Genomic DNA, 21,951 nt, shown 5'->3' on the forward strand with positions numbered 1-21,951 from the left:
TAGAAACCATGGATAGACCAGCAATGAGGGACGCAGCGCTGTTTCTCCTGCGCGCCGTGCTCGGCTTCCTCTTCATCGCCCATGGCTGGCAGAAGGTCGCGATCGACGGCATGGATGAGACCATCGGCGCCTTCAGCGCGATGCACGTGCCGCAGCCCAAGCTCTCCGCCTATATCACCATGATGGCGGAGCTCGCCTGCGGTGGTTTATTGGTGGTGGGTTTTCTCACCACCATCGCCGCGGCTGTATTAGCTCTGGTCATGGCTGGTGCCCTGTATTTCGTGCACCTCGACTCGGGGGTATTTGTCGGCACGGGCGGGTTTGAATACGTGTTGCTGCTCATCACCGCCCTCATCATGGTGATCGTCTTTGGCTCGGGCCGGGCCAGTATCGACGGAGTGCTCACCAGATGATGGACTGCGCACAAGTCCAAGCGGCGCTATCTGCCCGTCTGGACGGCGAACCCACTGGCATCAATGATGACGCGCTCGATGCGCACCTGTCCCAGTGCAGCGACTGCCGGGCCTTTCTCAACGAGGCCGCGGCATTGAAGCGCAGCCTGAATTTTTGTGTTGCCGACGACTCCGATGGGGCGGGGGTGACCCCTCCCGATCTCTCCGAGATGATTCTCGCTGGGGTGGAGCCGCAGCGGCGTCGCCAAGCATCACGTCGCGCAATCGGGGTGGGCATCAGCCGCGTGCTGCTGGCGATCTGTGCGCTGGCGTTTTTGTTCTGGGGCATCCAACTCTTCGCCGCCGCCGCTTCCGTGCAACAGACATGGGAGGCAAGCGAGCTCGATCCTTATCTCGCGCGGATGCTTGTCGAAGGCGCCACCGTGCGGTTTGCTCTAGCCTTTGGCCTCGTATTCGCGGTGTGGCGCTCCCGCATCGCGATGGGTCTCTTACCCGTCTACGGGGCGCTATTTACCTTCAGCCTCGGCTTTGGCGCCCGCGATATGGTGTTGGGGGCGATCGATCGTGACAGCGTGTACTGGCTGCTACTGGTGGGGCTCAGTGCTGTGGTGCTGCTGTGCTACTGGCTGGCTGATCGAGGACTGGTGGCGCTGGAATTGGCGTGGCGGCAACTATCCGCCATGCCCATGCAGAGCACCGATCTCCGCTAACGCCAGCTGCGCAGCCACATGATGGTGAAGTAGTAGTCATCGCTGATCAGCATCCCGTAGAAGATGGGGGAGTAGATGGCGAAGAACACGACTGTCGCAACGAGATAGCTCACCGCAAGCACGCTGCCCACATGCCAGGTGTGCAGCCGCAATCGCGCCACCGGATGCGAGGTGGCTAGGGGGTGCCGTCGCAGCGTGGTGCCTGCGCCCCACATCTGATTCAGGATCAACGCTAAGCCGATGATGATGAACGGGATGAGCGGCACGGCGTAGAAGAAATACATTTGGCGATCATAGGAGAAGAGCCACGGAACATAGCCGGCGCTGAAGCCGAGCAGCACCATGAGATAGGTGCCGCGGCCACGCAGAAAGAACTGCACGATCGCCCACACGAGAACGGGGACGGTCAGCCACCAAATAATCGGCGTGCCATAAAGAAAGATCATGCGCCGGCAGGTGGAATCGCCGCACGCGATATCGGTGTCGGAATAAAAGAGCACCGGCCGCAGGGCGGCCAACCAGCTCAAGGGCTTGGACTCCCAAGGGTGCTCGTGGCCATTGGAGTTGGTGAGCGAGGAATGGAAGCTCAGCATCTTGTCGTGGTAGTACACCCAGCTCGCCAAGGTATCGGGAAGCGAGGCATACCACGCACCCTCCTCAATCTTCCCCTCCTCGGCGGCATGCCGAAAAGAGGAGGTCTCTGCGGCGAACCAGCCGCGCCAGCTGAAGATATAGCAGGCCACGGGGAGGATGACGAGGTAGACAAAGGCCTTCGGGGCATCGCGAAATAGTGTTCGGGTCACGGCCTTCTTATCGCCGGCCCCGGCACGAACCCACGCATCCCACCACACGGTGATGACGCCGAAGAAGGCCATGTAGTACAGCCCCGACCACTTCACGGATAGCGCTAAGCCAAAGAACAGCCCGCAGGCGAGCAGCCACGGGCGCAGCCCAAAGCGCAGCGGTGCCGAGCCGGGCTGAAGGGCCCGTGTGGTCACTTCTTCGCGATCGCGGATAAAGGCGTAGCAGGCGCAGAGAACAAAGAACACCAGATAGATGTCCAGCATGCCGAAGCGGGAAATAACTAAGAGGACGCCGTCACACAGCGCAATGATTCCGGCGAAGAGGGCCACGCGAGACGAGCGGGAGATACGGCGGGCGAGCAGCATAATGACGAGCACCAAGGCGCTGCCACAGAGGGCAGCCATCACGCGCCAGCCCAAGGGGGAGTAGCCAAAGATCGCTTCGCTCAGCGCAGTGAGGCGCTTGCCCAAGGGCGGGTGCACTACGAGCCCATAGCCCGGGTTGGATTCGATCCCGCCGCCCGCGAGCAGGCCGAGCTGGCCGTGAATGCTGCGCAGTTGGTCATATGCCTGGGGCACATAGTGCTTCTCATCGAACACGGGGGTGCCGCTGGCGGTGTGGGCGCTCAGGGCGATGAAGCGAGTGAAAAAAGACAACGCCGCGATGATGACAAAGATGAGGGTGTCACAGCGGCGCCACACCAGCTCAGAGCTCAGCGGGCCGCCGCGCCAGGCGCGCCCACGCACCGCTGTCGAGCCCACATGGGGCTCACGATTGATGAGCGGGGCCGCAGCACGAGGCCGGTCTGGGGAATCGGAGGGCGGCTCTACAGCGCCATGCGCACTCGCCGAAGCTGAACTCATGGCTACTTAGTCTAAATGTTGAGCCGGACACCGCTAAAGGGCGCTAAAGGGATTGCCGCCAACTCCTCTCGCTCGGTGCCGCCGCGCCCGGCAGAGTACGCCTTCCTCGGCGCTCGCCGGGATGTGAGAAGCTAGAGCTCATGAGCATCTCCTCCGCGCGTCACCCTGCACCACCGACCTATGCTGACTCGCTGCCCCGCGGGGTGATTATTGCGGCTACGCCTCTGGGCAATATCTACGATGCATCGCCGCGCTTGGTCGCCGCCTTGGCGCAGGCAGATATTATCGCCGCCGAGGACACGCGCCGCACCCGCTCCCTCGCGGCGGCGCTGGGGGTAGAGATCAAGGGAAAGGTGATCTCTAATTTCGATCACAATGAAAGCGCACGGGTGGAGGACTTGATTGCCGCCGCTGCGGCCCACTCGGTGCTGGTGGTCACCGACGCCGGCATGCCCGCGGTATCCGACCCCGGCTTTCCCCTCGTGCAAGCCGCTCACGATGCGGGCATAGCGGTGACCTGTCTGCCCGGCCCCTCGGCCGTACCCACCGCCTTGGCTCTGTCGGGTCTGCCGGTGGGCAAGTTTTGTTTCGATGGTTTCGCCCCGCGCAAGGCGGGCGCGCGCCGCACCTGGCTTGCTAGTTTGCGCACAGAAGAGCGGGCGGTGTGCTTCTTTGAATCCCCGCATCGCATCGCCGCGACTCTTCAGGAGGCCGCGGAGATTCTCGGCCCCGAGCGGCAGGCGGCGGTGTGTCGGGAGCTGACGAAAACCTATGAACAGGTCAAACGCGGCGGTTTGGCGGAGCTTGCCGACTGGGCGAGTAATGGTGTCAAGGGCGAGATTTCGGTGGTGATCGCCGGCGCGACCGGGGCGGCGGAGACCCCATTGGAGGAGCTGGTAGCCCAGGCAGTGCAGCGCGTTGCCGCGGGAGAGCGGGTGAAAAACGTGACCAAGGAGCTGGCTCAGCGTCATAAGGTGTCCAAAAACGAGCTCTATGATGCCGTGATCGCCGAGCGCGATGCGAGGAAGACTGGGCCCAGCGCCGCGGCTGAAGGCTCTGCTGCGGATGCTAATAATGGGAGTGAGCCAACAACTGAGCGTGGATCAGCCTCAGTCTGAGCGAATTGTTATCGTCTTGTGACATTTCGCTTATCGACGCTGCCCTTCGGGCATGCTCAAACTCACCCCTGAACAGGGGAAAAGCTGCTATCTGTGGAGCTTCTAAGCCAATGCTGAGCTAGCTCTGAGGAGAGGGGAGAAACCCTATGCTGCGACTTTCTGCCCAGCGAAGCGCTCTCTCCTTTTGGCAATGAGGTGAGTTTTCACCAAGCTAGAAGTATGAGCACTTCTGACCAGAATGACGCGGCAGGCACTCCTGCCGCAGACGAGACCGGAGGAACCGGTGCGGATGCCCACGTGGTAAACGCGACGGCTAATGCGGCCCCGAATTCCGCAGGGGCTGAACGCACCTCGGGAAGTACTGAGGACTCCAGCGGCACGACCGCCGCGGGCGAGTTCGCCTCACTTCTCGATTCCGAGGACGAATTCAACTACAAGGAAGCAGCCGCCGAATTTAATGATTACGGCGCCTACGAAGACAAGAATGCCCCTCTGAGCTGGGGGATCATCATCCCCTCGATGGCTGTGGTGATCGCTATCGTGGTGTGGGGTCTGACCCTGCCCGATAGCTTCGCAGCCTTCGCTAATGATGCCTTCGCGCAGGTGATTGACAAGCTCGGTTGGGCCTTCGTGCTCTTCGGTACCGTGTTTGTCGCGTTCATCCTGTACGTGGCTCTGAGCAAGTTCGGACATATCAACCTCGGCGCCGATGATGATGCGCCGGAGTTTTCTACGCCTAGCTGGATCGCCATGATGTTCGCGGCCGGTATGGGTATCGGCCTGATGTTCTTCGGTACTTCCGAGCCGCTGACCTTCTTCCGTAATGGTGTGCCTGGGCACCCAGACCACCAAGCCTCGTCGGCGTTTGCGTCCACCCTGTTCCACTGGACCCTGCACCCGTGGGCGATTTACGCGATCGTGGGCTTGGCTATCGCCTATTCCACCTTCCGCCTTGGCCGTAAGCAGCTGCTGTCTTCGGCCTTTATCCCATTGATCGGTGAGCGCGGTGCCAACGGCACAATCGGCAAGATGATCGACATCCTCGCGGTGATTGCGACCGTCTTCGGTACCGCCGCGTCTCTGGGTATTGGCGCGCTGCAGATCAAATCCGGCTTGGACGCTTCTGGTGTGATCGAGGATCCGCAGAACTCCACCGTGGTTGTGATCGTGCTGATCCTGACCGTCTGCTTCATCATTTCCGCAATGTCGGGTGTGGGCAAGGGCATTCAGTACATTTCTAACGCCAACATGGTGCTGGCTGCGCTTCTCGCTATTTTCGTGTTCGTCTTGGGGCCAACAGTTAACGTGCTCAACATGTTGCCCACCTCGGTGTCCTCGTACTTCTCCCAGTTCTTTGAGATGGCCGCCCGCACTGCTAACAACGGCAACCCCGAGGCCGCGGCATGGGTCTCCGGCTGGACCATCTTCTACTGGGCATGGTGGATCTCGTGGAGCCCCTTCGTGGGCATGTTCTTGGCCCGCATTTCTCGCGGCCGTACCGTGCGTGAGTTCATTCTCGGCGTGCTGCTGGTGCCCACCGCAGTGTCCGCTGTGTGGTTCTCGATCTTCGGTGGCACCGCCATCACCTTCGAGCAGCGCGGTGAATCCATCTGGGGTGACGGCGACAGCCAGCGTCAGCTCTTCGACTTGCTGCATCAGCTGCCGGGCGGCTTCATTGCCGGCTTCGTAGCGATGGTGCTGCTGTCCACCTTCTTCATCACCTCGGCGGACTCCGCCTCCACCGTGATGGGCTCGCTGAGCCAGAACGGCGCGATCGAGGCCAACCGCTTCGTCTCTGCCGCCTGGGGTATTCTTACCGCCGGCATTGGCCTGACCCTGCTGCTCATCGGCGATGGCCAGGACTCCCTGCAGAACCTGCAGAACGTCACCATTGTGGCTGCCTCGCCCTTCCTCGTGGTGATCATCCTGCTCATGGTTGCCCTGCATAAGGACCTGAGCAATGACAAGCTCTATCTGGATCACAAGGAGCAGCAGCGCTGGGCTATGAAGCTGGCCCGCGAGCGCCGCGTGTACAACGAGTGGAAGCAGGCGCAACAGCGCCGTTCCGAAGTGCGTCGCAAAGCGCGCAAGATGATCTAATCTTTTCGCCACTGGCTCCTGACCGCCTTCTCCTTAAAAAAGGGGAGGGCGGTTTTCTGTGTGTCGTGGGCGGGCGCCTCGGGCTGGACGATGGTGTCCAGACGTGGCAGTAGACTGTGGCTCTATGAGCCATACGATATCTACCCAGCACCTTGGTGAGCTGACTCTCAGCAACATCACCTTCACGCAGCCTTTGAGCGCCGACCCCGCAGACGAGCGCACCATCGACGTGTTCGCCCGCGTGGTCACAGCCCCAGGTGGCGAGGACAAGCCTTATCTGCTGTTCTTGCAAGGCGGCCCGGGAGTGGAAGCACCCCGCCCCTGTGCTCAGCCTGCCGAGCCCTCGTGGCTGCCCACGGCCCTCGAACGCTATCAAGTGGTGATGCTAGATCAGCGCGGCACTGGCCAGTCCAGTCCCGTCGATGAGCGTATTCTTGCCGGCAATAGCGCCGCCGAGGTGGCCGAATACCTCACCCACCTGCGCGCCGATGGCATCGTTCGTGACGCGGAGGCCCTGCGCGAGATTCTCCAGGTGGATACCTGGTGCACCCTGGGGCAGTCCTTCGGTGGTTTCACCACCTTGCACTACCTCAGCACCTACCCCGAGTCGCTGGATACCTGCTATTTCACCGGCGGTTTGTCCGCGGTGGGCCACTCCGTGGATGAGGTGTATTCCGAATGCTATCGCCGGATGCGCCGCAACTCGGAGGAGTTCTATCGACGCTTCCCCGAGCTGCGGGAGACCATGCGCCAGCTGCTCGAGGCGGCCCGTGCCGGGGAGATCGTGCTGCCCGATGGCGAGGTGGTCTCTGAGACTCGGTTACGCTCGCTGGGGCACCTGCTCGGCTCCGATGACGGCTGGCTGAAGCTCTATCAGCTCCTGCAGTTGGATCCCCAGTCCAGCCAATTCGCCTATGATCTTGCTGGCCTGCTGCCCTATGGGGGCCGCAACCCGCTCTACTATGTGCTGCACGAATCCTCCTACGCCGATGGCGGGGCCACCAACTGGGCGGCGCAACGCTGTCTGCCGCAGGAGTTCCGCGAGGATCCCACGCTCTTGCTCGGCGAGCATGTGTTCCAAGAGTGGTCCGAGACAGTGCCCGCCTTCCAGCCGTGGGCAGAGGTGGCCGAGATTCTCGCTGCTCATGAGTGGCCCACGCTCTACGACGCCGAGGCATTGCGGAACGCCGGGGTGCAGGGGGCAGCTGCGGTCTACGCCAATGACGTATTCGTGCCCCTGAACTTCTCCCTCGAGACCGGGGAGCTGCTGGAAAATGTCGCACTCTATATCACCAGCGAATATGAGCACGGTGGATTGCGCACGAGCCAGAACGGCGCGGTGCTGCGGCGTCTCTTCGAGCTCGCCGCGGGCCAGCGGGTGCGCTAAGCGCCGTGGCGGTGGGTACGGGGCGTGAGGGTGGCGTCGATAAGCGAATGACGCCTAAGTCTTAGACTTAGCTGTCTATCAATTATGCTCGTAGGCATGTCTGAATCTGTGCTCGTCTCAGTAGCTTGGCCCTACGCCAATGGCCCCCGCCACATCGGTCACGTGGCAGGGTTTGGCGTACCGTCCGATGTATTTGCGCGCTACCAGCGAATGCGTGGCCGCAACGTGTTGATGATTTCGGGAACGGACGAGCACGGCACGCCGCTACTTGTGCAGGCGGAGAAGGAGGGCGTGGCCGTCCAAGAGCTCGCTGATCGCTACAATCGCCAGATTGTGCAGGATCTCGCCGGGCTGGGGCTGACCTATGACCTGTTTACCCGCACCACCACCCGCAACCACTACGCCACGGTGCAGGAGCTCTTCCGCGGGCTCTATGACAACGGCTATATGGTCAAGGAAGTCACCCAGGGGGCAATTTCTCCCTCCACGGGGCGCACCCTGCCCGACCGCTATATTGAGGGCACCTGCCCGATCTGCGGCTGTGATGGCGCCCGCGGCGATCAGTGCGATAACTGCGGTAACCAGCTGGACCCAGCGGATCTGATTAATCCGGTGTCCAAGCTCAACGGGGAGACCCCGGAGTTCCGCGAGACAGAGCACTTCTTCCTCGATCTTCCTGCCCTCGCCGAGGCGCTGGAGACGTGGCTGACTGAGCGCAAAGACTGGCGCCCGAATGTGCTGAAGTTCTCGATGAACCTGCTCAAGGACATCCGCCCGCGCGCCATGAGCCGCGATATCGACTGGGGCGTGCCCGTTCCCATCGAGGGCTGGGAAGAGAACAACGCCAAGAAGCTCTATGTGTGGTTCGACGCGGTCGTGGGGTATTTGTCCTCCTCCATCGAGTGGGCCTATCGCATCGGCGAGCCGGAGGCGTGGCGCGAGTTCTGGAACAACCCAGAGACCCGGTCCTATTACTTCATGGGCAAAGACAACATCACCTTCCACTCCCAGATCTGGCCGGCGGAGCTGCTGGGCTATCGCGGCCAGGGCGCTAAGGGCGGTGAGGCCGGCCCGCTCGGCGAGCTCGATCTGCCCACCGAGGTGGTCTCCTCGGAGTATTTGACGATGTCGGGCTCGAAGTTCTCCTCCTCCAAGGGAGTGGTGATCTATGTCAAGGACTTCCTCGAGGAGTTCGGCCCCGATCCGCTGCGGTATTTCATCGCCGTGGCCGGCCCAGAGAATAATGACACCGACTTCACCTGGGACGAGTTTGTGCGCCGCGTGAACAACGAGCTGGCCAATGGCTGGGGCAATCTGGTCAATCGCACCGTGTCCATGGCCTATAAGAACTTTGGCGAGATCCCCACCCCGGGCGAGCTCACCGCCGCCGAGCAGGCGCTCTTGGAACAGGCCGAGCGGGCCTTCGTGGAGGCTGGGGAGAACCTTGAGCACTCCAAGTTCAAGGCCGCGATCAACCAGGTGATGCACATTGTGGGCGAGGCCAATGCCTATATCGCGGAGAATGAGCCGTGGAAGCTGGCGAAGGACGAGACCCAGCGGGAGCGGCTCGCCACTGTGCTGTGGACCGCGCTGCAGGTGGTATCCGACTGCAACACCATGCTCACTCCTTTCATCCCGCATACCGCCCAAAAGGTGCACGAGACCCTGGGCCGCGAGGGTGAGTGGGCCGCCACCCCGCAGGTGCGCGAGGTAGCCGACGATATGCCGGTGGAGCCGGTGGGTGTGGGCCTGCCGGAGAAGAACAAGACCTACCCGGTGATCATGGGCGACTACACCCAGCAGCAGGCGGCGTGGCAGCGCGTTGAGTGTGTTCCCGGCACGCCGCTGTCCAAGCCGAAGCCGCTGATCCAGAAGCTCGACCCGGCCTTGGCCGAGGAGGGCCCCTCCTGGGCCCCGGTGGCAGGCTAGAGCCATGGGAAAGAAGAAGCGACCTACGCCCACCCCGCTCGCCGGGGCAACGGGGCTTATCGACGCCCACACCCACCTCACCTCCTGCCCCGATGAGCCGGCCGCGGTGGTCGAGCGCGCCCGCGCTGCTGGGGTAGAGGCCATGGTGACCGTCGGCGATGGCCTGGCGGAAGCCGAGGCCGCCTTGGCCGTGGCGCAGCAGCTCGATCAGGTGTGGGCGGCGTGCGCCATTCACCCCACGCGGGCACGTGAGCTTGACGACGCCGCCCGCGCCCGCTTGCGCGAACTGGCCGCCGATCCCCTGTGCGTCTCCATCGGTGAGACCGGGCTTGATACCTACTGGATCGGCAAAGAAGAGTGGTGCGCCCCGCTGGAGGCGCAGGAAGAAGCGCTGCGCTTTCATATTGACCTCGCAGTGAGCAGCGGCAAGGCGCTGATGATTCACAATCGCGAGGCTGACGCGGAGTTGCTGCGGGTGCTCGATAGCTCCCCGCAGCCTAAGACGGTGATTCTGCACTGCTTTTCCTCGCCGCTGGAGGTCGCCCGCGAGGCCATCGAGCGCGGCTATGTGCTCTCCTTTGCCGGCAATGTCACCTTCAAACGCAATGATGAATTACGCCAGGCGGCGGCTTTGGCACCCATGGAGCAAATTCTCTATGAAACGGATGCGCCCTATATGACGCCCGAGCCTTTCCGCGGCGCCCGTAATGAGCCGGCCTTCATCGGCCACACCGCCCAGTGCATCGCCACGACCCGCGGCATGGCGCTCGAGGAGTTTAGCGCTGCAGTGGCGGCGAACTTCCGGCGGGTGTATCAGCTCGCGGACTGATCATGGGCGTCGAGTAGTGTGCGGAGCACCTGCAGCACGCCCTGCTCGCTATTGGAGGGCGCGATAAAGTCTGCGCTTTCGGCGATGCGCGGGTGAGCATTGGCCATGGCCACGGCGATGCCGGCCTGCTGGAGCAGTTCGAGATCGTTGAGGTAGTCGCCGAAGGCTAAGGTCTGGCTGGGCGAGATCCCCAGCTGGGCGCAGAGTTCCCGCAGGCCGTGACCCTTATCGGCGTCAGCCGCCATGATGTCGATCCAGTGCTTACCGGATACGGTCACCTGTGCCTGCTCGTAGAACTCAGACAGATGCGGGTAGATGCTCTCTTCCACCGAGTCGAAGCCGAACACCGCGATCTTGATGATCTCCTCCGGGTTGAGCTCGGATACTGCATCCACCTGCTGCATCGATGCGTAGTAGCGCCGCGTCTGCTCCAGAAAAGCCTCATCGCCGCGATCGACATAGGCCACCTCGGGGGTGCAGGCCACAATGCCGATATCGTGGCCGCGGTCGCGCAGCCGAGCGATTGTGTCCAGTACCTTGCCCACGATGTCTGGGGAGATCGTGCTGCTCGACACCGTGGTGTCATCGAGCACCACATTGGTGCCATTTTCTGCAATGAAGTTGCGTGGCGGGTTGTCTGCGGCGGGGTGGGCGAACTGCTCGCGCAAGGTGGCGTATTGCCGCCCCGAGGCAGGGGCAAAAAAGATACCAGCGCGGTTCAGGCGGTTGAGCAGCGGCCAGAACCCTTCTGGGATCATGTGATCATCGCCCAGCAGGGTGCCATCCATATCGGCGACGACAAGTGCGATGCTGTGCTCGCGGAGTAGGCCGGCGGGGATATCAGTGGGGCTGGGCATAACGTCCTTGTCTTAGGGGAGTCTCGTTCCGGGCGGCGTTTCTTCCCTCATGTCTGCTCGCAGCGGAGCTTAAGGGGAGAATCCTCATCCTAACGCGCGCCCACCCGGTGCAGCCCACATGCCTGAGCGCCGGCTGTGTCCAAGAACACTCCTAGATAGCGGGGGTGGCGGCACGGCCGTGCAGAGGGGGTTTTTCTTCGCCGCAGCAGTACAGCTGAGGGGGTAGGGGCAGGTGTGACGGCTGTGGTTTCTCTGAGGATAGGTGTCTCAGCTGCGTGGTCTGAAATATAAGACTCGCTAGCTCTAGGGGCTACATCCTCTAGACATCACAGAATTGTTACCGTACTGTTACATCCATTGCGCCAGCGGGGGAGAAGTACCCTGTGTATCTCGCCGCCTGAGCGCCACGACATGACGATCGCACGACACCTTAAGGGTGAAGGGAACACTAGCTTTCATGGGACACCGCACCAAGGCTCGCATCAATGGCACCGGCTCTAGCTCGACTCCGCTCAGGGTCGCCACCGGCGGCATGTTGGCCACCCTGCTGGTGGGCGGTGTGGTCTCCGCCAATGCGGTGAGCAAAAATGATGTCACCATTAATTTCAATGGTGAGACCATTAATCTCGCCACCGCGTCCGATACTGTCGGTGCCGCGCTGGATGAGGCAGATATTCCCGCCGCCGACCGCGATCTCGTTAGCCCCAGCCCGGAGAGCGCGATCGCTGATGATCAGACGATCACCGTGCGTAGCGCCAGGCAGGTTGCGCTGGTGATCGACGGCGAGGAAAAGACCGTTGATTCCACTGCGCTGACCGTAGATGAGCTGCTGGCCGAGCTCGGCATGGTGGATCCCTCTGATCTCATCTCCCTCGACGGCACCACCGTGATTCCCCGCGACGGGCTCACTGTGGACGTGGTGAAGTCCAAGATCATCACCATTAATGATGGCGGTTCCGTGACCTATTCCAAGGTGGCCGAGCGCACCGTGGGGGATGTGCTCAAGGAGCGCGGCATCACCTTGGGCGATAAGGATGAGGTAAGCCCCGCACTCGATACACCGCTGAAGCGTGGAATGACCATCGACATCACCCGGGTGGAAGAAAAGGAAGTGACCGATACCGAGTCCTTCACCGCCGATCCGGTTTATGTTGATGATGCCAACTTGGAACAGGGCAGCGAAGTGGTGGAGCGCGAAGCCACCCCGGGCGAGCGAGAGATCACTCGCAAGGTCACCCTCGTCAATGGCAAGGAGGTGGCCTCCGTGACGATCAAGACGAAGGAACTGCGCCCCTCCACTCCCGCCACCATCAAGCGTGGCGTGAAGCCGGCCGCTCCGGCCGTGGCCAATGGCAGCGTCTGGGATCAGCTCGCCCAGTGCGAGTCCGGTGGCAACTGGAGCATCAACACCGGTAATGGCTACTCCGGTGGCCTGCAGTTCGCCCCCTCCACCTGGCAGGCCTATGGCGGCGGCGAGTACGCCCCCACCGCCGGCCAGGCCACCCGCGAGCAGCAGATCGCCGTGGCCCAGCGGGTACAGGCCGCGCAGGGCTGGGGCGCATGGCCCGCCTGCACCGCTAAGCTGGGCATTCGCTAAGCACCCTGCTCGCTCGGGTGGGTCGGCGAGTTCCTGCTCGCGTCCGCTGCCTGCTGCGCCCACCCTCTGTGGTGGGCGCTTCGTGCTATCTCCGCCGCCTCGGTAGTGGGAGGTAATGGATCAGCCACTACACTGAAGAAACTATGACTACCGCACCGCCGCATGCCGAGGATGGAGGAGTGTCCCCGCAGGGCAGCGCCGTCCAGCTGCTTGGCCCGAAGGAGATTCGCGAGCTCGCCGAGAAACTCGATGTGAGCCCGACGAAGAAGCTGGGGCAGAACTTCCTGCACGATCCCAACACCGTCCGGATGATCATCGCCGCCGCCGAGATCACCGGCGCGGACGATGTGATCGAGATCGGCCCAGGGCTTGGTTCGCTCACTCTCGGATTGCTGGAGGTGGCCCGCTCGGTGACGGTCGTGGAGATCGATCCGCGGCTCGCCGGAGAGCTACCGGCCACTGCGGCCGCTCGCGCCGGTGCCGCCGCAGCGACCCTCAGCGTGCACAATCGCAACGCCTTGGAGTTCCAGCGCAGTGACTGCGTCGTGGCGCCGACGGTGTTGGCGGCGAACTTGCCCTATAACGTCTCCGTGCCGGTGCTCATGCACATCTTGGCGGAGTTTCCCTCCCTGCGGCGGGTATTGGTGATGGTGCAAAAGGAAGTGGCCGATCGGCTCGCCGCCGCGCCGGGCAGCAAAATCTATGGGGTGCCCAGTGTGAAAGCCGCCTACTACGGACAAGTGCGCCGCGCCGGGCTGGTGGGCAAGAACGTGTTCTGGCCGGCCCCGAAGATCGACTCTGGTCTGGTGCGTATCGATTGCTATGAGCGCGAGAATATGCCCTGGCAGGCCAGTGCCGCGGAGGTATTTCCCATCGTGGATGCCGCCTTCGCCCAGCGCCGCAAAACCCTGCGGGCCGCACTCTCGGGGCACTTCGGCTCAGGCGAGCGCAGCGCGGCGATCCTTAGCCGCGCCGGCATCGATCCCACATTGCGCGGCGAACGCCTCGGGGTGCGTGAGTTCGTCGATATCGCCCTGGCCGCCCGAGAGGAGGCCGCAGAATGAGCTTAGCGAGCACCTCGGTGCGGGCCTGCGCCAAAATCAACCTTTTTCTCGGAGTAGGGGCGGCCCGCGAGGATGGGTTCCACGAGCTGACGAGCGTTTTTCAATCCCTGTCCAATCACAATGTGGTGCGACTCAGCCCCGCTGCGGGGCCGGCGCGCTTGAGCGAGTATGTGGGCGCGGTGAGCGCCTCGGGCCTGGCCGCTAGCGCGGTGCCGCTTGACGCCAGCAATCTCGTGGTGGGCGCCGCCACCCGCTATCTGCAGGAGCTACGCAGACGGAACCCGGATATCACCCTGCCGGTGATAGATATCCACATCCACAAAGGTATCCCCACCGCTGGTGGCATGGCCGGCGGCTCCGCGGATGCTGCCGCCGTGCTGCATGCGCTCCAGGGCTACGGACCCTTGCCACAGGAGCGGGTGCTAGAGATCGCCGCCGAGCTCGGCTCGGATGTGCCCTTTAGCCTCGTAGGTGGCACGCAGTTAGGCACCGGCCGCGGGGAGCAGCTGGTGCCGATGCTCAGCCGCGGCACCTATCACTTGGCCCTAGGGATTCAGAAGCAGGGGCTGCGCACCCCTGAGGTGTTTCGCAAGCTCGATGAGATGCGCCAAGCCGGCAAGGCCGGTGCGTCCAGCACAGACACTAGCGCCCTAGCTACCGCTTTACTCAGCGGTGATCCGGCCGCGGTGGCGCGGCAGCTACAGAATGACTTGCAGCCGGCGGCGCTGTCGCTGATGCCGACGCTGCGGGCCACCCTCGCCGCCGGCACGGCCGCGGGTGCACTCGCCGGTATGGTTTCCGGCTCGGGCCCCACTATGGCATTTCTGTGCGAGAGCGCCGAGGCGTCCGAGGCCGTGGCCGAGGAGCTGCGCGATTCGGGCACCGTTTTCGATGCCTTCGCCGTACACACCGTGGCTCGCGGTATAGAAACACTCGAGTCTTAAGCCGTATATAACGTAGTTCGCCCACCTTTCGACGCCGACTAGTGAGAAGGACATACCTGCCGACGTGGCTAATTTGATCAACCTAGAAAATGTCACCCAGAGCTTCGGGATGAAGACCCTGCTCGACTCCGTGAGCCTTGGCGTGCAATCGCACGATCGGATCGGCGTGGTGGGGCTGAATGGAGGTGGTAAAACCACCCTCATTGAGATCCTCTCCGGGCAACTCGACCCGGATTCGGGACGGGTCTCCCACAATAAGGAGCTGCGCCTTGCCGTGGTGACGCAGCGGGCCAAGCTGGACGATACCCGCACCGTGGGGGAGGTTGTGCTGGAGCAGCTGGGGCTAGAAACCTATGAGTGGGCCTCTAATGCCAAGGTGCGTGACGTGCTCTCGGGTCTCGGGATCGTGGATCTCGGATTGGATACCCCAGTCTCTGCGCTCTCGGGCGGTGAGCGTCGCCGCACCCACCTAGCTGCCGCGCTGGTGCGCGAGCTGGATCTGGTGGTGCTCGATGAGCCCACCAACCACTTGGACGTGGAAGGCGTGCGTTGGTTGGCCGATCATCTGCTTCAGCGCAATCTCGCGGTGGTGGTGGTCACCCACGATCGCTGGTTCCTCGACACCGTGGCCACCCACACCTGGGAGGTCCACGACGGCACCGTGGACGTGTATGAGGGAGGCTATAACGACTGGACCTTCGCTCGCGCCGAGCGCGCCCGCCAGGCGGATGCGATGGAACAGCGCCGCCGCAACCTCGCCCGCAAGGAACTGGCGTGGCTGCGTCGTGGGGCACCGGCCCGCACCTCGAAGCCGCGCTACCGGATTGAGGCCGCCGAGGCGCTGATCTCCGATGTGCCGGCCCCGCGCGACACCGTGGAGCTCATGGCCTTCTCCAAGCGCCGCCAAGGAAAAGTGGTCATTGAGCTCGAAGATGCCACGATCTCCACCCCCGATGGCCGGGTGCTGGTGCAGGATCTCACCTGGCGGCTCGCGCCGGGCGAGCGCATCGGCCTAGTCGGGGTGAATGGCTCGGGCAAAACCACCCTGCTGCGGGCCCTTGCGGGGGAGCATGCGCTTGATGCTGGGCGCCGCATCGAGGGCAAAACGGTGCGGCTGGGCTGGCTGCGCCAAGAATTAGATGACCTCGATCCCGAGCGCCGCGTGCTTGATGCGGTGGAGGATGTGGCCAGCTATGTGGAGCTGGGCAAAAAACAGCTCTCGGCCTCGCAGCTCGCGGAGCGCTTAGGCTTTTCCGCCAAGCGCCAGCGCACCCCGATCAAGGATCTCTCTGGCGGCGAGCGGCGGCGGCTACAGCTGACCCGCGTGCTCATGGCGGAGCCGAATGTGCTGCTTCTCGACGAGCCGACCAACGATCTCGATATCGATACCCTGCAAGAGTTGGAATCCTTATTGGACTCCTGGCCGGGCACCCTGGTGGTGATCTCCCACGACCGCTACTTGATTGAGCGCATCGCGGATTCCACGTGGGCGCTGTTCGGAGATGGTGCGCTCACCAACCTGCCAGGCGGAATTGAGCAGTATCTCACTCGCCGCGATGAGATGGCAGCGGCGGAAGGTTCGGGGCCACTGAATGTGGGCACGAAGGAGGCGTCGTCAAGCGAAAAGAAGGTGGATCAGAAGCAGTGGCGGGCGCTGTCGAAGAAGTTGTCCGCCACCGAGCGCAAGCTGGACAAGGTGCGCGCGGAGATCGACTCCCTCAATGAGCAGATGGCTGCCGCAGCGCAGGCGGTGGATCAAGAGGCGATGATCGGGTTGGACGCCAAGCTCAAAGACGCGGCAGCGCGCGCTGAGGAGCTGGAAATGCAGTGGCTAGAGTTGGGCGAGCAGATGGAAGCCTAGCGCTGGTGGCCGTGGGGGCGGATTTTTCGTAGGCTGGGGCCATGATCTTGATCAATGTGAAATTCACCGTCAAGGACGAGTACGTGGAGACCTTCCGCCAGGAAGTCGCCGAGTTCACCGAGGCCACCCGGGCTGAGGAGGGCAATCTCTTCTTTGAGTGGTACCGCTCCACCGACGAACCGAACAGCTACATCCTCATCGAGGGCTTCAAGGACGACGCCGCGGAGCCGCACGTGAACTCCGATCACTTCCAGAAGGCATGTGTGGATATGCCGCGCCTGTTGGTGAAGACCCCGGAGATCATCAACACCCTGATCGAAGGCAAGACCGAGTGGGATAAGATGGCTGAATTCTCCGTGGAGGAGTAATAGCCGAAGGGTAGCGGCGTTAGGGGCTAGGACACGCGATGTGGACTGGCCCCTTAATGCTGAATAGAGTGATTTTTTCAGCGATTCTTAAGGTACTCTGGTGTTCATGAGCAAGAAGGACACACAGGATTTCACTGACCCGCCGAAGCTATCGAAAAAGGCCTATGAGGAAGAGCTGAAGCACCTCCAAGCTGAGCTGGTGGATATGCAGCAATGGGTGGTGGAAACCGGTGCCCGCGTGGTGATCGTCATGGAAGGCCGCGACGCTGCCGGCAAGGGCTCCGCGATCAAGCGCATCACTCAGTACCTCAACCCGCGTACCTGCCGCATCGAGGCATTGCCCGCGCCGAACTCCCGCGAGCAGGGCCAGTGGTACTTCCAGCGCTATATTGAGCGCCTGCCCACCGCCGGTGAGATCGTGATCTTTGACCGTTCGTGGTACAACCGCGCCGGCGTGGAACGCGTGATGGGCTTTTGCACCTCCGCTGAGTACCGTCGCTTCCTGCACCAGGCCCCCATCTTCGAGCGGCTGCTGGTGGAAGACGGAATCATGCTGCGCAAGTACTGGTTCTCCGTCTCTGATGAGGAGCAGGTGAAGCGCTTCCGGTCGCGTCGCAATGATCCGCTGCGCCGCTGGAAGCTCTCACCGATGGATCTGCAGTCCATCACCCGCTGGGAGGACTACTCCCGCGCCAAAGACGAGATGTTCATCCACACCGACATCCCCTCCGCGCCGTGGTACACCGTGGAATCCGAGGATAAGAAGCGCTCCCGCATTAACGTGATCAGCCACCTGCTGTCCACGATTCCCTATGAGAAGATCGACCGCGAGCTGCCGGAGATCCCCGAGCGCCCAGAGTCGGAAACCAACTACGATCGGCCGCCGCGCTCTGATTTCCGCTATGTGCCAGATGTGGCCGCGAAGCTGGAAAAGCGCAAGCTCGAGGGCGGCTCGAAGAAGGACAAGAAGAGCAAGAAGTCGAAGAAGTCCAAAAAAGACAAGAAATAGCTCCCACCGGCCGCAGTCGCGCGCGCATTCTCCCCGCAACAGTGGGGAGGGTGCGCGTTTTTCTGCACCCTGCGCTAAGAACACGCGGGAGAGAAGAGCCCGTAGGTATGGGCCCTGTGGTCATAGCCTAAGGTGAGTGTTCGCCGCCACATAATTTGGCATTTTGTGACACACTGTGTACATGACTACAGGACATTCCACTACAGGCGCCCAGGGTGCCGCAGCAGAGAAAACAGTAATCGCAGAGGTTCGTGGCTCGGTCGGCTTCTTAGAGCTCAACCGCCCGAAGAGCCTCAACTCCCTCGACACAGAGATGTGTCAGATCATTCACGATGCCTTGGACGAGTGGCGCGAGGATGACGCCGTGTCCGGAGTGGTGATCTACTCCAATAACCCCAAGGCCTTCTGTGCCGGTGGCGATGTGCGGGTCATCCGCGAGGCCATCCTCGCCGGCCAGCCCGAGGTGGGGGATCACTTCTTAGACGTCGAGTACGCCATGAACGCGGCGGTGGTGGACTTCCCCAAGCCCTATATCGCCCTCATCGATGGCATCGTCATGGGCGGCGGCTTGGGTGTATCGGTGCACGGCAGCCGGCGCGTGGTATCGGAGCGCTCCTGGGCCTCCATGCCGGAGATGGCCATCGGCTTCTGCCCCGATGTGGGCGTCACCTACGCCTTCCAGCGCATGGTCAATGCCACCGGCTCCCACTCCTTCCCGCTGGCCAAGTTCCTCGTGCTCACCACTTGGCGGCTGAACCCGCAGGACATGTTGTGGTCGGGTCTCGCCACCGACTATGTGCCCACGGAGAAGTTCGAGCAGCTCCGCGAGGCGCTGGAATCGGCCGCTGACGCCGACGGCATGAACGCGGTCATCGATAGCTTCGCCGAGCCGCTTGAGGGCGAATCCCAGCTGGCCGAGCTCATGGAGCATATCGAGACGGTCTTTGATGCTGCCTCGTGGGAAGAGGTAGTGACACAGCTGCAGGAGTGCCCCAGCGAGGAGTTCCGGGACCTCGTCCGCGGCCACCTAGCCCAAGCCAACCCCGCGTCGTTGGTGGCCACCATGGAGCTGATGGATGCCAACGAGCGCGTGGAGAATGTGCAGGCGGCACTGGCCAATGAGTTCGCCGTGGGCAAGGTGCTGCGCGAGGACAAGAACTTTGTCGAGGGCGTGCGTGCCGTGCTGGTGGATAAGGACCGCGATGCTGTCTTCGATCCGGCCACGACCGCCGAGGTGGATGTGGAGAAATACCGCGCTGCCGTGAAGTAGTCGCTACAGACGAACAACGCAGCCGACCGAGTGCGCATGAGCCTGGCCGGCTGCGTTTTCTTATGCGCTGGGCCGCCAACGGCCGCCACTGGCCGCCACCGGCTGCGGCTTAGGCTGCGCTGTGGCTGAGTTCTGCCTCGGTGGATGCCGTGCTGGTTTGGTTGCGGCGACGACGCTCCATACGGGACCATTCCACGAATCCCCACGCCACGAACCCGCCATAGGCGAGGTAGAGCACGGCCGAGGGGTAGTAGCCGGCGGCGAGCAGCAGCGGCACGCCGACGATGTCCACGCTGAGCCACAGCAGCCAAAACTCGATCCAGCCCTTGGCCATGCCAAAGGTGGCCAGCAGAGAACCGGAGAAGATCCACGCATCCGCCCACGGCCCCCACGAGCCAAGCGCGGAGAATATCTGGGCGCAGACTACGGTGCTGATCACCATGAAGGTGAGGATGGCGAGGCGTTGTCGCGGCGTGGCCCAGTGGGGCTCCACGGCGGCTTGGTCGGTGGAGCGATCCCGCTTGTTGAGGTTGCGCTGCCAGCCGTACCAGCCATAGGCGCTGACCACCAAGAACATCACTTGGCGGGCCGCTTGGCCATAAAGATCAAGATTCTGCGGTGTGTGGAACACGCCGCCGAGGAAGACGGTAAAGAGCAAAACATTGCCGATGATGCCCACCGGCCACGCCCATACGCGCCTTTTCAAACCAAAAATGGCGGAGCCAATGCCAAAAGCATTGCCTATGATTTCGCGCCACAGAATAGGGGCACCACCGATGATGACGGTGGCATCAAGAAGCTCGACTATAGGATTCATTCGCTGACCTACACGCTTTCATGTTTCGGTTGAGCAGAAAACAAATCCTCAGGTGAAACACAACATAGGTCAGCATCGCAGCCACCGCGCCCCGAGGCTACAGGCCACAGCAGGGTGGCAGTCTCGCATGGTGCGGCGCGCTCAGCGCCTAGGTTCTCTTCCATCCGGACTATTACCGTCGGTCCCGGAGTTTCACCGAGTCTGCTACAGCCGAAGCTGCGGCTCGTGGACTATCACCACCGGTGGGGAATTACGCCCCGCCCTGAGAACGTCTCTTACTATAGCGCGCGAGCGAGGGCGAGCACAGAAACTAGATGGATGGAGGTTGGGACACGGGGGTAGTTCCATCGCTGCTAGGGGTACCCGAAGGGTTCTGTGGGCGTTGTGACGCTGGTCTGTCTGTTGCCAATCCAGGTGCCGCCGGCCGCGGTGGCATGGCCGCGCTGCGATAGAGCACACACCGCCTAGCGGTGTGGAGATCCCCAGTCAGCGCCGCGGACTGGGCGCCTTCGGCGCGCAGAAGCGCAGGGATGCCGTTGGTCTGTGCCATTTGGACGATCGCCGGATGAGCAGTCACGGAAGGATCCGTGGCGGGCGGGTAGTCGGTTGGCACTTGCTGGGCGTCGCGCAGCACATCGGCGAAGCTCATGCCGCGGCCATAATCCACCACGATGGACTCGCGGGTGTTTACTCCCACGATTTGCCCAGCCACCCGCAGCTCATAGTGGCCCTCGCCGCAGGGCCGATAGTCGCATTCAAACAGCCGAGCCAGCCCATCGATGCTGCGTTCCATATCCGGTGAGGCTGGCATGAAAGCTCCAGCGTGAAAGAGTGTGCGATGAAAATCTGCGGCTGTGGGAGCGGGAACGGCCGCCATGATGGTGGCGCCATCGGCGGTGGGCAGATAGAGCACGGGGTCATTAGAAAAGAGTGTGCGTATCCCCGCCGCGAGTTCTTCCGCGGTGGCGAGGCTGCGATAGGCATGCGGTGCAGCAGCATCAGTGCTAGCACCGTCCTCGAGGGGTTGTGCTGCAGTCTCAAGGTCCAGCTCTGGGGGCCGAGGTGCCACCCATTCGTGCGCAAGTTCAGGGATGGAGAACTCTTCAGCTGCCTCAGCGATACGCGGGTGCAGCCACTGCCACACGCCATTGGGCAGGATCATAGCGAGGCGCTGGCCGGTGATCTCGCTGGAGCGTTGCCCAGAGAAGCTCAGCCGGACCTGCAGGTTCTCGTCGTCGGTATCGCCGGCCTCCACCGCAATCGCCGTGGACAGGGTGGGAAGGAAGGCGGCGTCGAGACAGGCTTGGTGAAAGTAGCCGTCGGCGCGGAGTTCAGCAATGTTGCGTGGTGCGGGGATAGTCACAAGCCCGCATTCTACCCAGCTTTGGCTTCAGAGCGGGATGCTTATCGGCGCCACCCCGCATCCACCAACCACCACCGGCGGGTTCGCGGCGCAAGCGTTCAGACGATCTGACAATCAGAGGGGTCATTCAGCCATGAACAACCACGATCCGCCCAACGCCAACGAGGGCGAGCACACGCAGGGCGACGAGAATCAGGGCGCGTTCGCGGCGGAGAACAACATCCAGCAGGCCACCCCAGAGTGGCCATCCGCATGCCCAGTACAACAACCCGCACGGCAATCAGCAGAGCAACCAGCCCTTCACCTAGCAGGCCAACCAGCAGGGTACGGCCCCGTTTTACTCCGGCACTGAGAACCATTAGTCCAACACCACACATTAGGGGCCGGCGGCTCATGCAGACGCCGCTGGCTTTCCTCAACTCAACGCTGGGGGCGGAGTTAAAGCACTTCCTGCAGGCGCTGTGTGATGTGAGTTTCTCGAGCTTCATCGCCATCAAGTTCGCCAAGCCCATTCACGTGGTCACTCGTGGTCACTATCGTTCTGGTAGTTCTGGGCTACGTGTTCTGGGTGTTTATGTGGTTGTTTGTGGCAGCGGATATCGGTGCCCCGGACGTGAGCGCTATGGCGGCCTTCTTCGCCATCATCGC

At 62.5% G+C, this 21,951-nt stretch carries 17 protein-coding genes, 1 pseudogene and 1 riboswitch; of the genes and pseudogenes, 14 read left to right on the top strand and 4 right to left on the bottom strand.

What is annotated here, in order from left to right; genetic code table 11:
• Positions 1-8: 8 nt before the first annotated feature.
• Together GBB18_RS00300 and GBB18_RS00305 are read left to right on the top strand one after the other, a co-directional pair.
• A complete protein-coding gene (locus GBB18_RS00300) occupies positions 9-413 on the top strand; it encodes a DoxX family protein (RefSeq protein ID WP_151548937.1) in 405 nt (134 codons plus the stop codon).
• Positions 410-1,123: a zf-HC2 domain-containing protein gene (locus GBB18_RS00305; RefSeq protein ID WP_151640361.1), complete on the top strand. Its 714-nt coding sequence runs from the start codon at positions 410-412 to the stop codon at positions 1,121-1,123. Before GBB18_RS00300 ends, GBB18_RS00305 begins: the two co-directional genes overlap by 4 nt.
• On the opposite strand, the gene GBB18_RS00310 is transcribed toward GBB18_RS00305, so the two are convergent.
• Positions 1,120-2,790, bottom strand: coding sequence for a dolichyl-phosphate-mannose--protein mannosyltransferase (locus tag GBB18_RS00310; protein WP_151640362.1), 1,671 nt, complete (start codon positions 2,788-2,790; stop codon positions 1,120-1,122). The genes GBB18_RS00305 and GBB18_RS00310 overlap by 4 nt on opposite strands.
• 140 nt (positions 2,791-2,930) lie before the next feature.
• Between GBB18_RS00310 and rsmI the strand changes: the two are divergent.
• The 5 genes and pseudogenes from rsmI to GBB18_RS00335 all read left to right on the top strand — a co-directional run.
• Positions 2,931-3,806, top strand: a pseudogene (gene rsmI / locus GBB18_RS00315) (16S rRNA (cytidine(1402)-2'-O)-methyltransferase); the annotation flags it as partial.
• A 321-nt stretch (positions 3,807-4,127) separates the two neighbouring features.
• Positions 4,128-6,008 (top strand): BCCT family transporter, encoded by a 1,881-nt coding sequence (locus GBB18_RS00320; protein WP_151548933.1) that lies wholly within the window; start codon positions 4,128-4,130, stop codon positions 6,006-6,008.
• A gap of 124 nt (positions 6,009-6,132) precedes the next feature.
• Positions 6,133-7,395: an alpha/beta fold hydrolase gene (locus tag GBB18_RS00325; RefSeq protein ID WP_151640364.1), complete on the top strand. Its 1,263-nt coding sequence runs from the start codon at positions 6,133-6,135 to the stop codon at positions 7,393-7,395.
• 96 nt (positions 7,396-7,491) lie between these two features.
• On the top strand, positions 7,492-9,324 hold the full coding sequence (gene metG / locus GBB18_RS00330; RefSeq protein WP_151548931.1) for a methionine--tRNA ligase: 1,833 nt from the start codon (positions 7,492-7,494) through the stop codon (positions 9,322-9,324).
• A 4-nt stretch (positions 9,325-9,328) separates the two neighbouring features.
• Entirely contained in the window at positions 9,329-10,153 is an 825-nt protein-coding gene (locus GBB18_RS00335; RefSeq protein ID WP_151640365.1) for a TatD family hydrolase, read from the top strand.
• Here GBB18_RS00335 and GBB18_RS00340 read toward each other — a convergent pair.
• Positions 10,138-11,010: an HAD family hydrolase gene (locus GBB18_RS00340; protein WP_151640366.1), complete on the bottom strand. Its 873-nt coding sequence runs from the start codon at positions 11,008-11,010 to the stop codon at positions 10,138-10,140. The genes GBB18_RS00335 and GBB18_RS00340 overlap by 16 nt on opposite strands.
• Before the next feature lie 457 nt (positions 11,011-11,467).
• Here GBB18_RS00340 and GBB18_RS00345 point away from each other — a divergent pair, with 457 nt between their 5' ends.
• The 7 genes from GBB18_RS00345 (at position 11,468) to GBB18_RS00375 (ending at position 19,123) form a co-directional block, all read left to right on the top strand.
• Positions 11,468-12,607 carry a resuscitation-promoting factor gene (locus tag GBB18_RS00345; protein ID WP_151640367.1) on the top strand — a complete coding sequence of 380 codons (1,140 nt, stop codon included), beginning with the start codon at positions 11,468-11,470 and terminating at the stop codon, positions 12,605-12,607.
• Between the two features lie 143 nt (positions 12,608-12,750).
• The gene (gene rsmA, locus GBB18_RS00350) at positions 12,751-13,671 is read left to right on the top strand and encodes a 16S rRNA (adenine(1518)-N(6)/adenine(1519)-N(6))-dimethyltransferase RsmA (RefSeq protein ID WP_151640368.1); all 921 of its coding nucleotides are present in this window, start codon (positions 12,751-12,753) and stop codon (positions 13,669-13,671) included.
• Positions 13,668-14,615, top strand: coding sequence for a 4-(cytidine 5'-diphospho)-2-C-methyl-D-erythritol kinase (locus tag GBB18_RS00355; protein WP_151640369.1), 948 nt, complete (start codon positions 13,668-13,670; stop codon positions 14,613-14,615). Before rsmA ends, GBB18_RS00355 begins: the two co-directional genes overlap by 4 nt.
• A 64-nt stretch (positions 14,616-14,679) precedes the next feature.
• Complete coding sequence (locus GBB18_RS00360; protein WP_151548925.1) at positions 14,680-16,476, top strand: ABC-F family ATP-binding cassette domain-containing protein; 1,797 nt, start codon at positions 14,680-14,682, stop codon at positions 16,474-16,476.
• A 41-nt stretch (positions 16,477-16,517) separates the two neighbouring features.
• Positions 16,518-16,844 carry a putative quinol monooxygenase gene (locus tag GBB18_RS00365; RefSeq protein ID WP_151530073.1) on the top strand — a complete coding sequence of 109 codons (327 nt, stop codon included), beginning with the start codon at positions 16,518-16,520 and terminating at the stop codon, positions 16,842-16,844.
• A gap of 106 nt (positions 16,845-16,950) precedes the next feature.
• Entirely contained in the window at positions 16,951-17,853 is a 903-nt protein-coding gene (ppk2, locus tag GBB18_RS00370; protein WP_151640370.1) for a polyphosphate kinase 2, read from the top strand.
• A 181-nt stretch (positions 17,854-18,034) separates the two neighbouring features.
• Positions 18,035-19,123, top strand: a complete 1,089-nt coding sequence (locus GBB18_RS00375; RefSeq protein ID WP_151640371.1) for a 3-hydroxyisobutyryl-CoA hydrolase — start codon at positions 18,035-18,037, stop codon at positions 19,121-19,123.
• Between the two features lie 109 nt (positions 19,124-19,232).
• Here the strand turns inward: GBB18_RS00375 and pnuC are convergent, their stop codons facing one another.
• Both pnuC and GBB18_RS00385 read right to left on the bottom strand, forming a co-directional pair.
• Positions 19,233-19,940: a nicotinamide riboside transporter PnuC gene (gene pnuC / locus GBB18_RS00380; RefSeq protein WP_151640372.1), complete on the bottom strand. Its 708-nt coding sequence runs from the start codon at positions 19,938-19,940 to the stop codon at positions 19,233-19,235.
• Between the two features lie 148 nt (positions 19,941-20,088).
• Positions 20,089-20,214: riboswitch (FMN riboswitch) on the bottom strand.
• Positions 20,215-20,250: 36 nt separating this feature from the next.
• Entirely contained in the window at positions 20,251-21,303 is a 1,053-nt protein-coding gene (locus GBB18_RS00385; RefSeq protein ID WP_151640373.1) for a hypothetical protein, read from the bottom strand.
• Between the last annotated feature and the right edge of the window lie 648 nt (positions 21,304-21,951).

It is taken from the genome of Corynebacterium sp. 11A (assembly GCF_008930935.1).
Taxonomy (GTDB): Bacteria; Actinomycetota; Actinomycetes; order Mycobacteriales; family Mycobacteriaceae; genus Corynebacterium; species Corynebacterium megadyptis.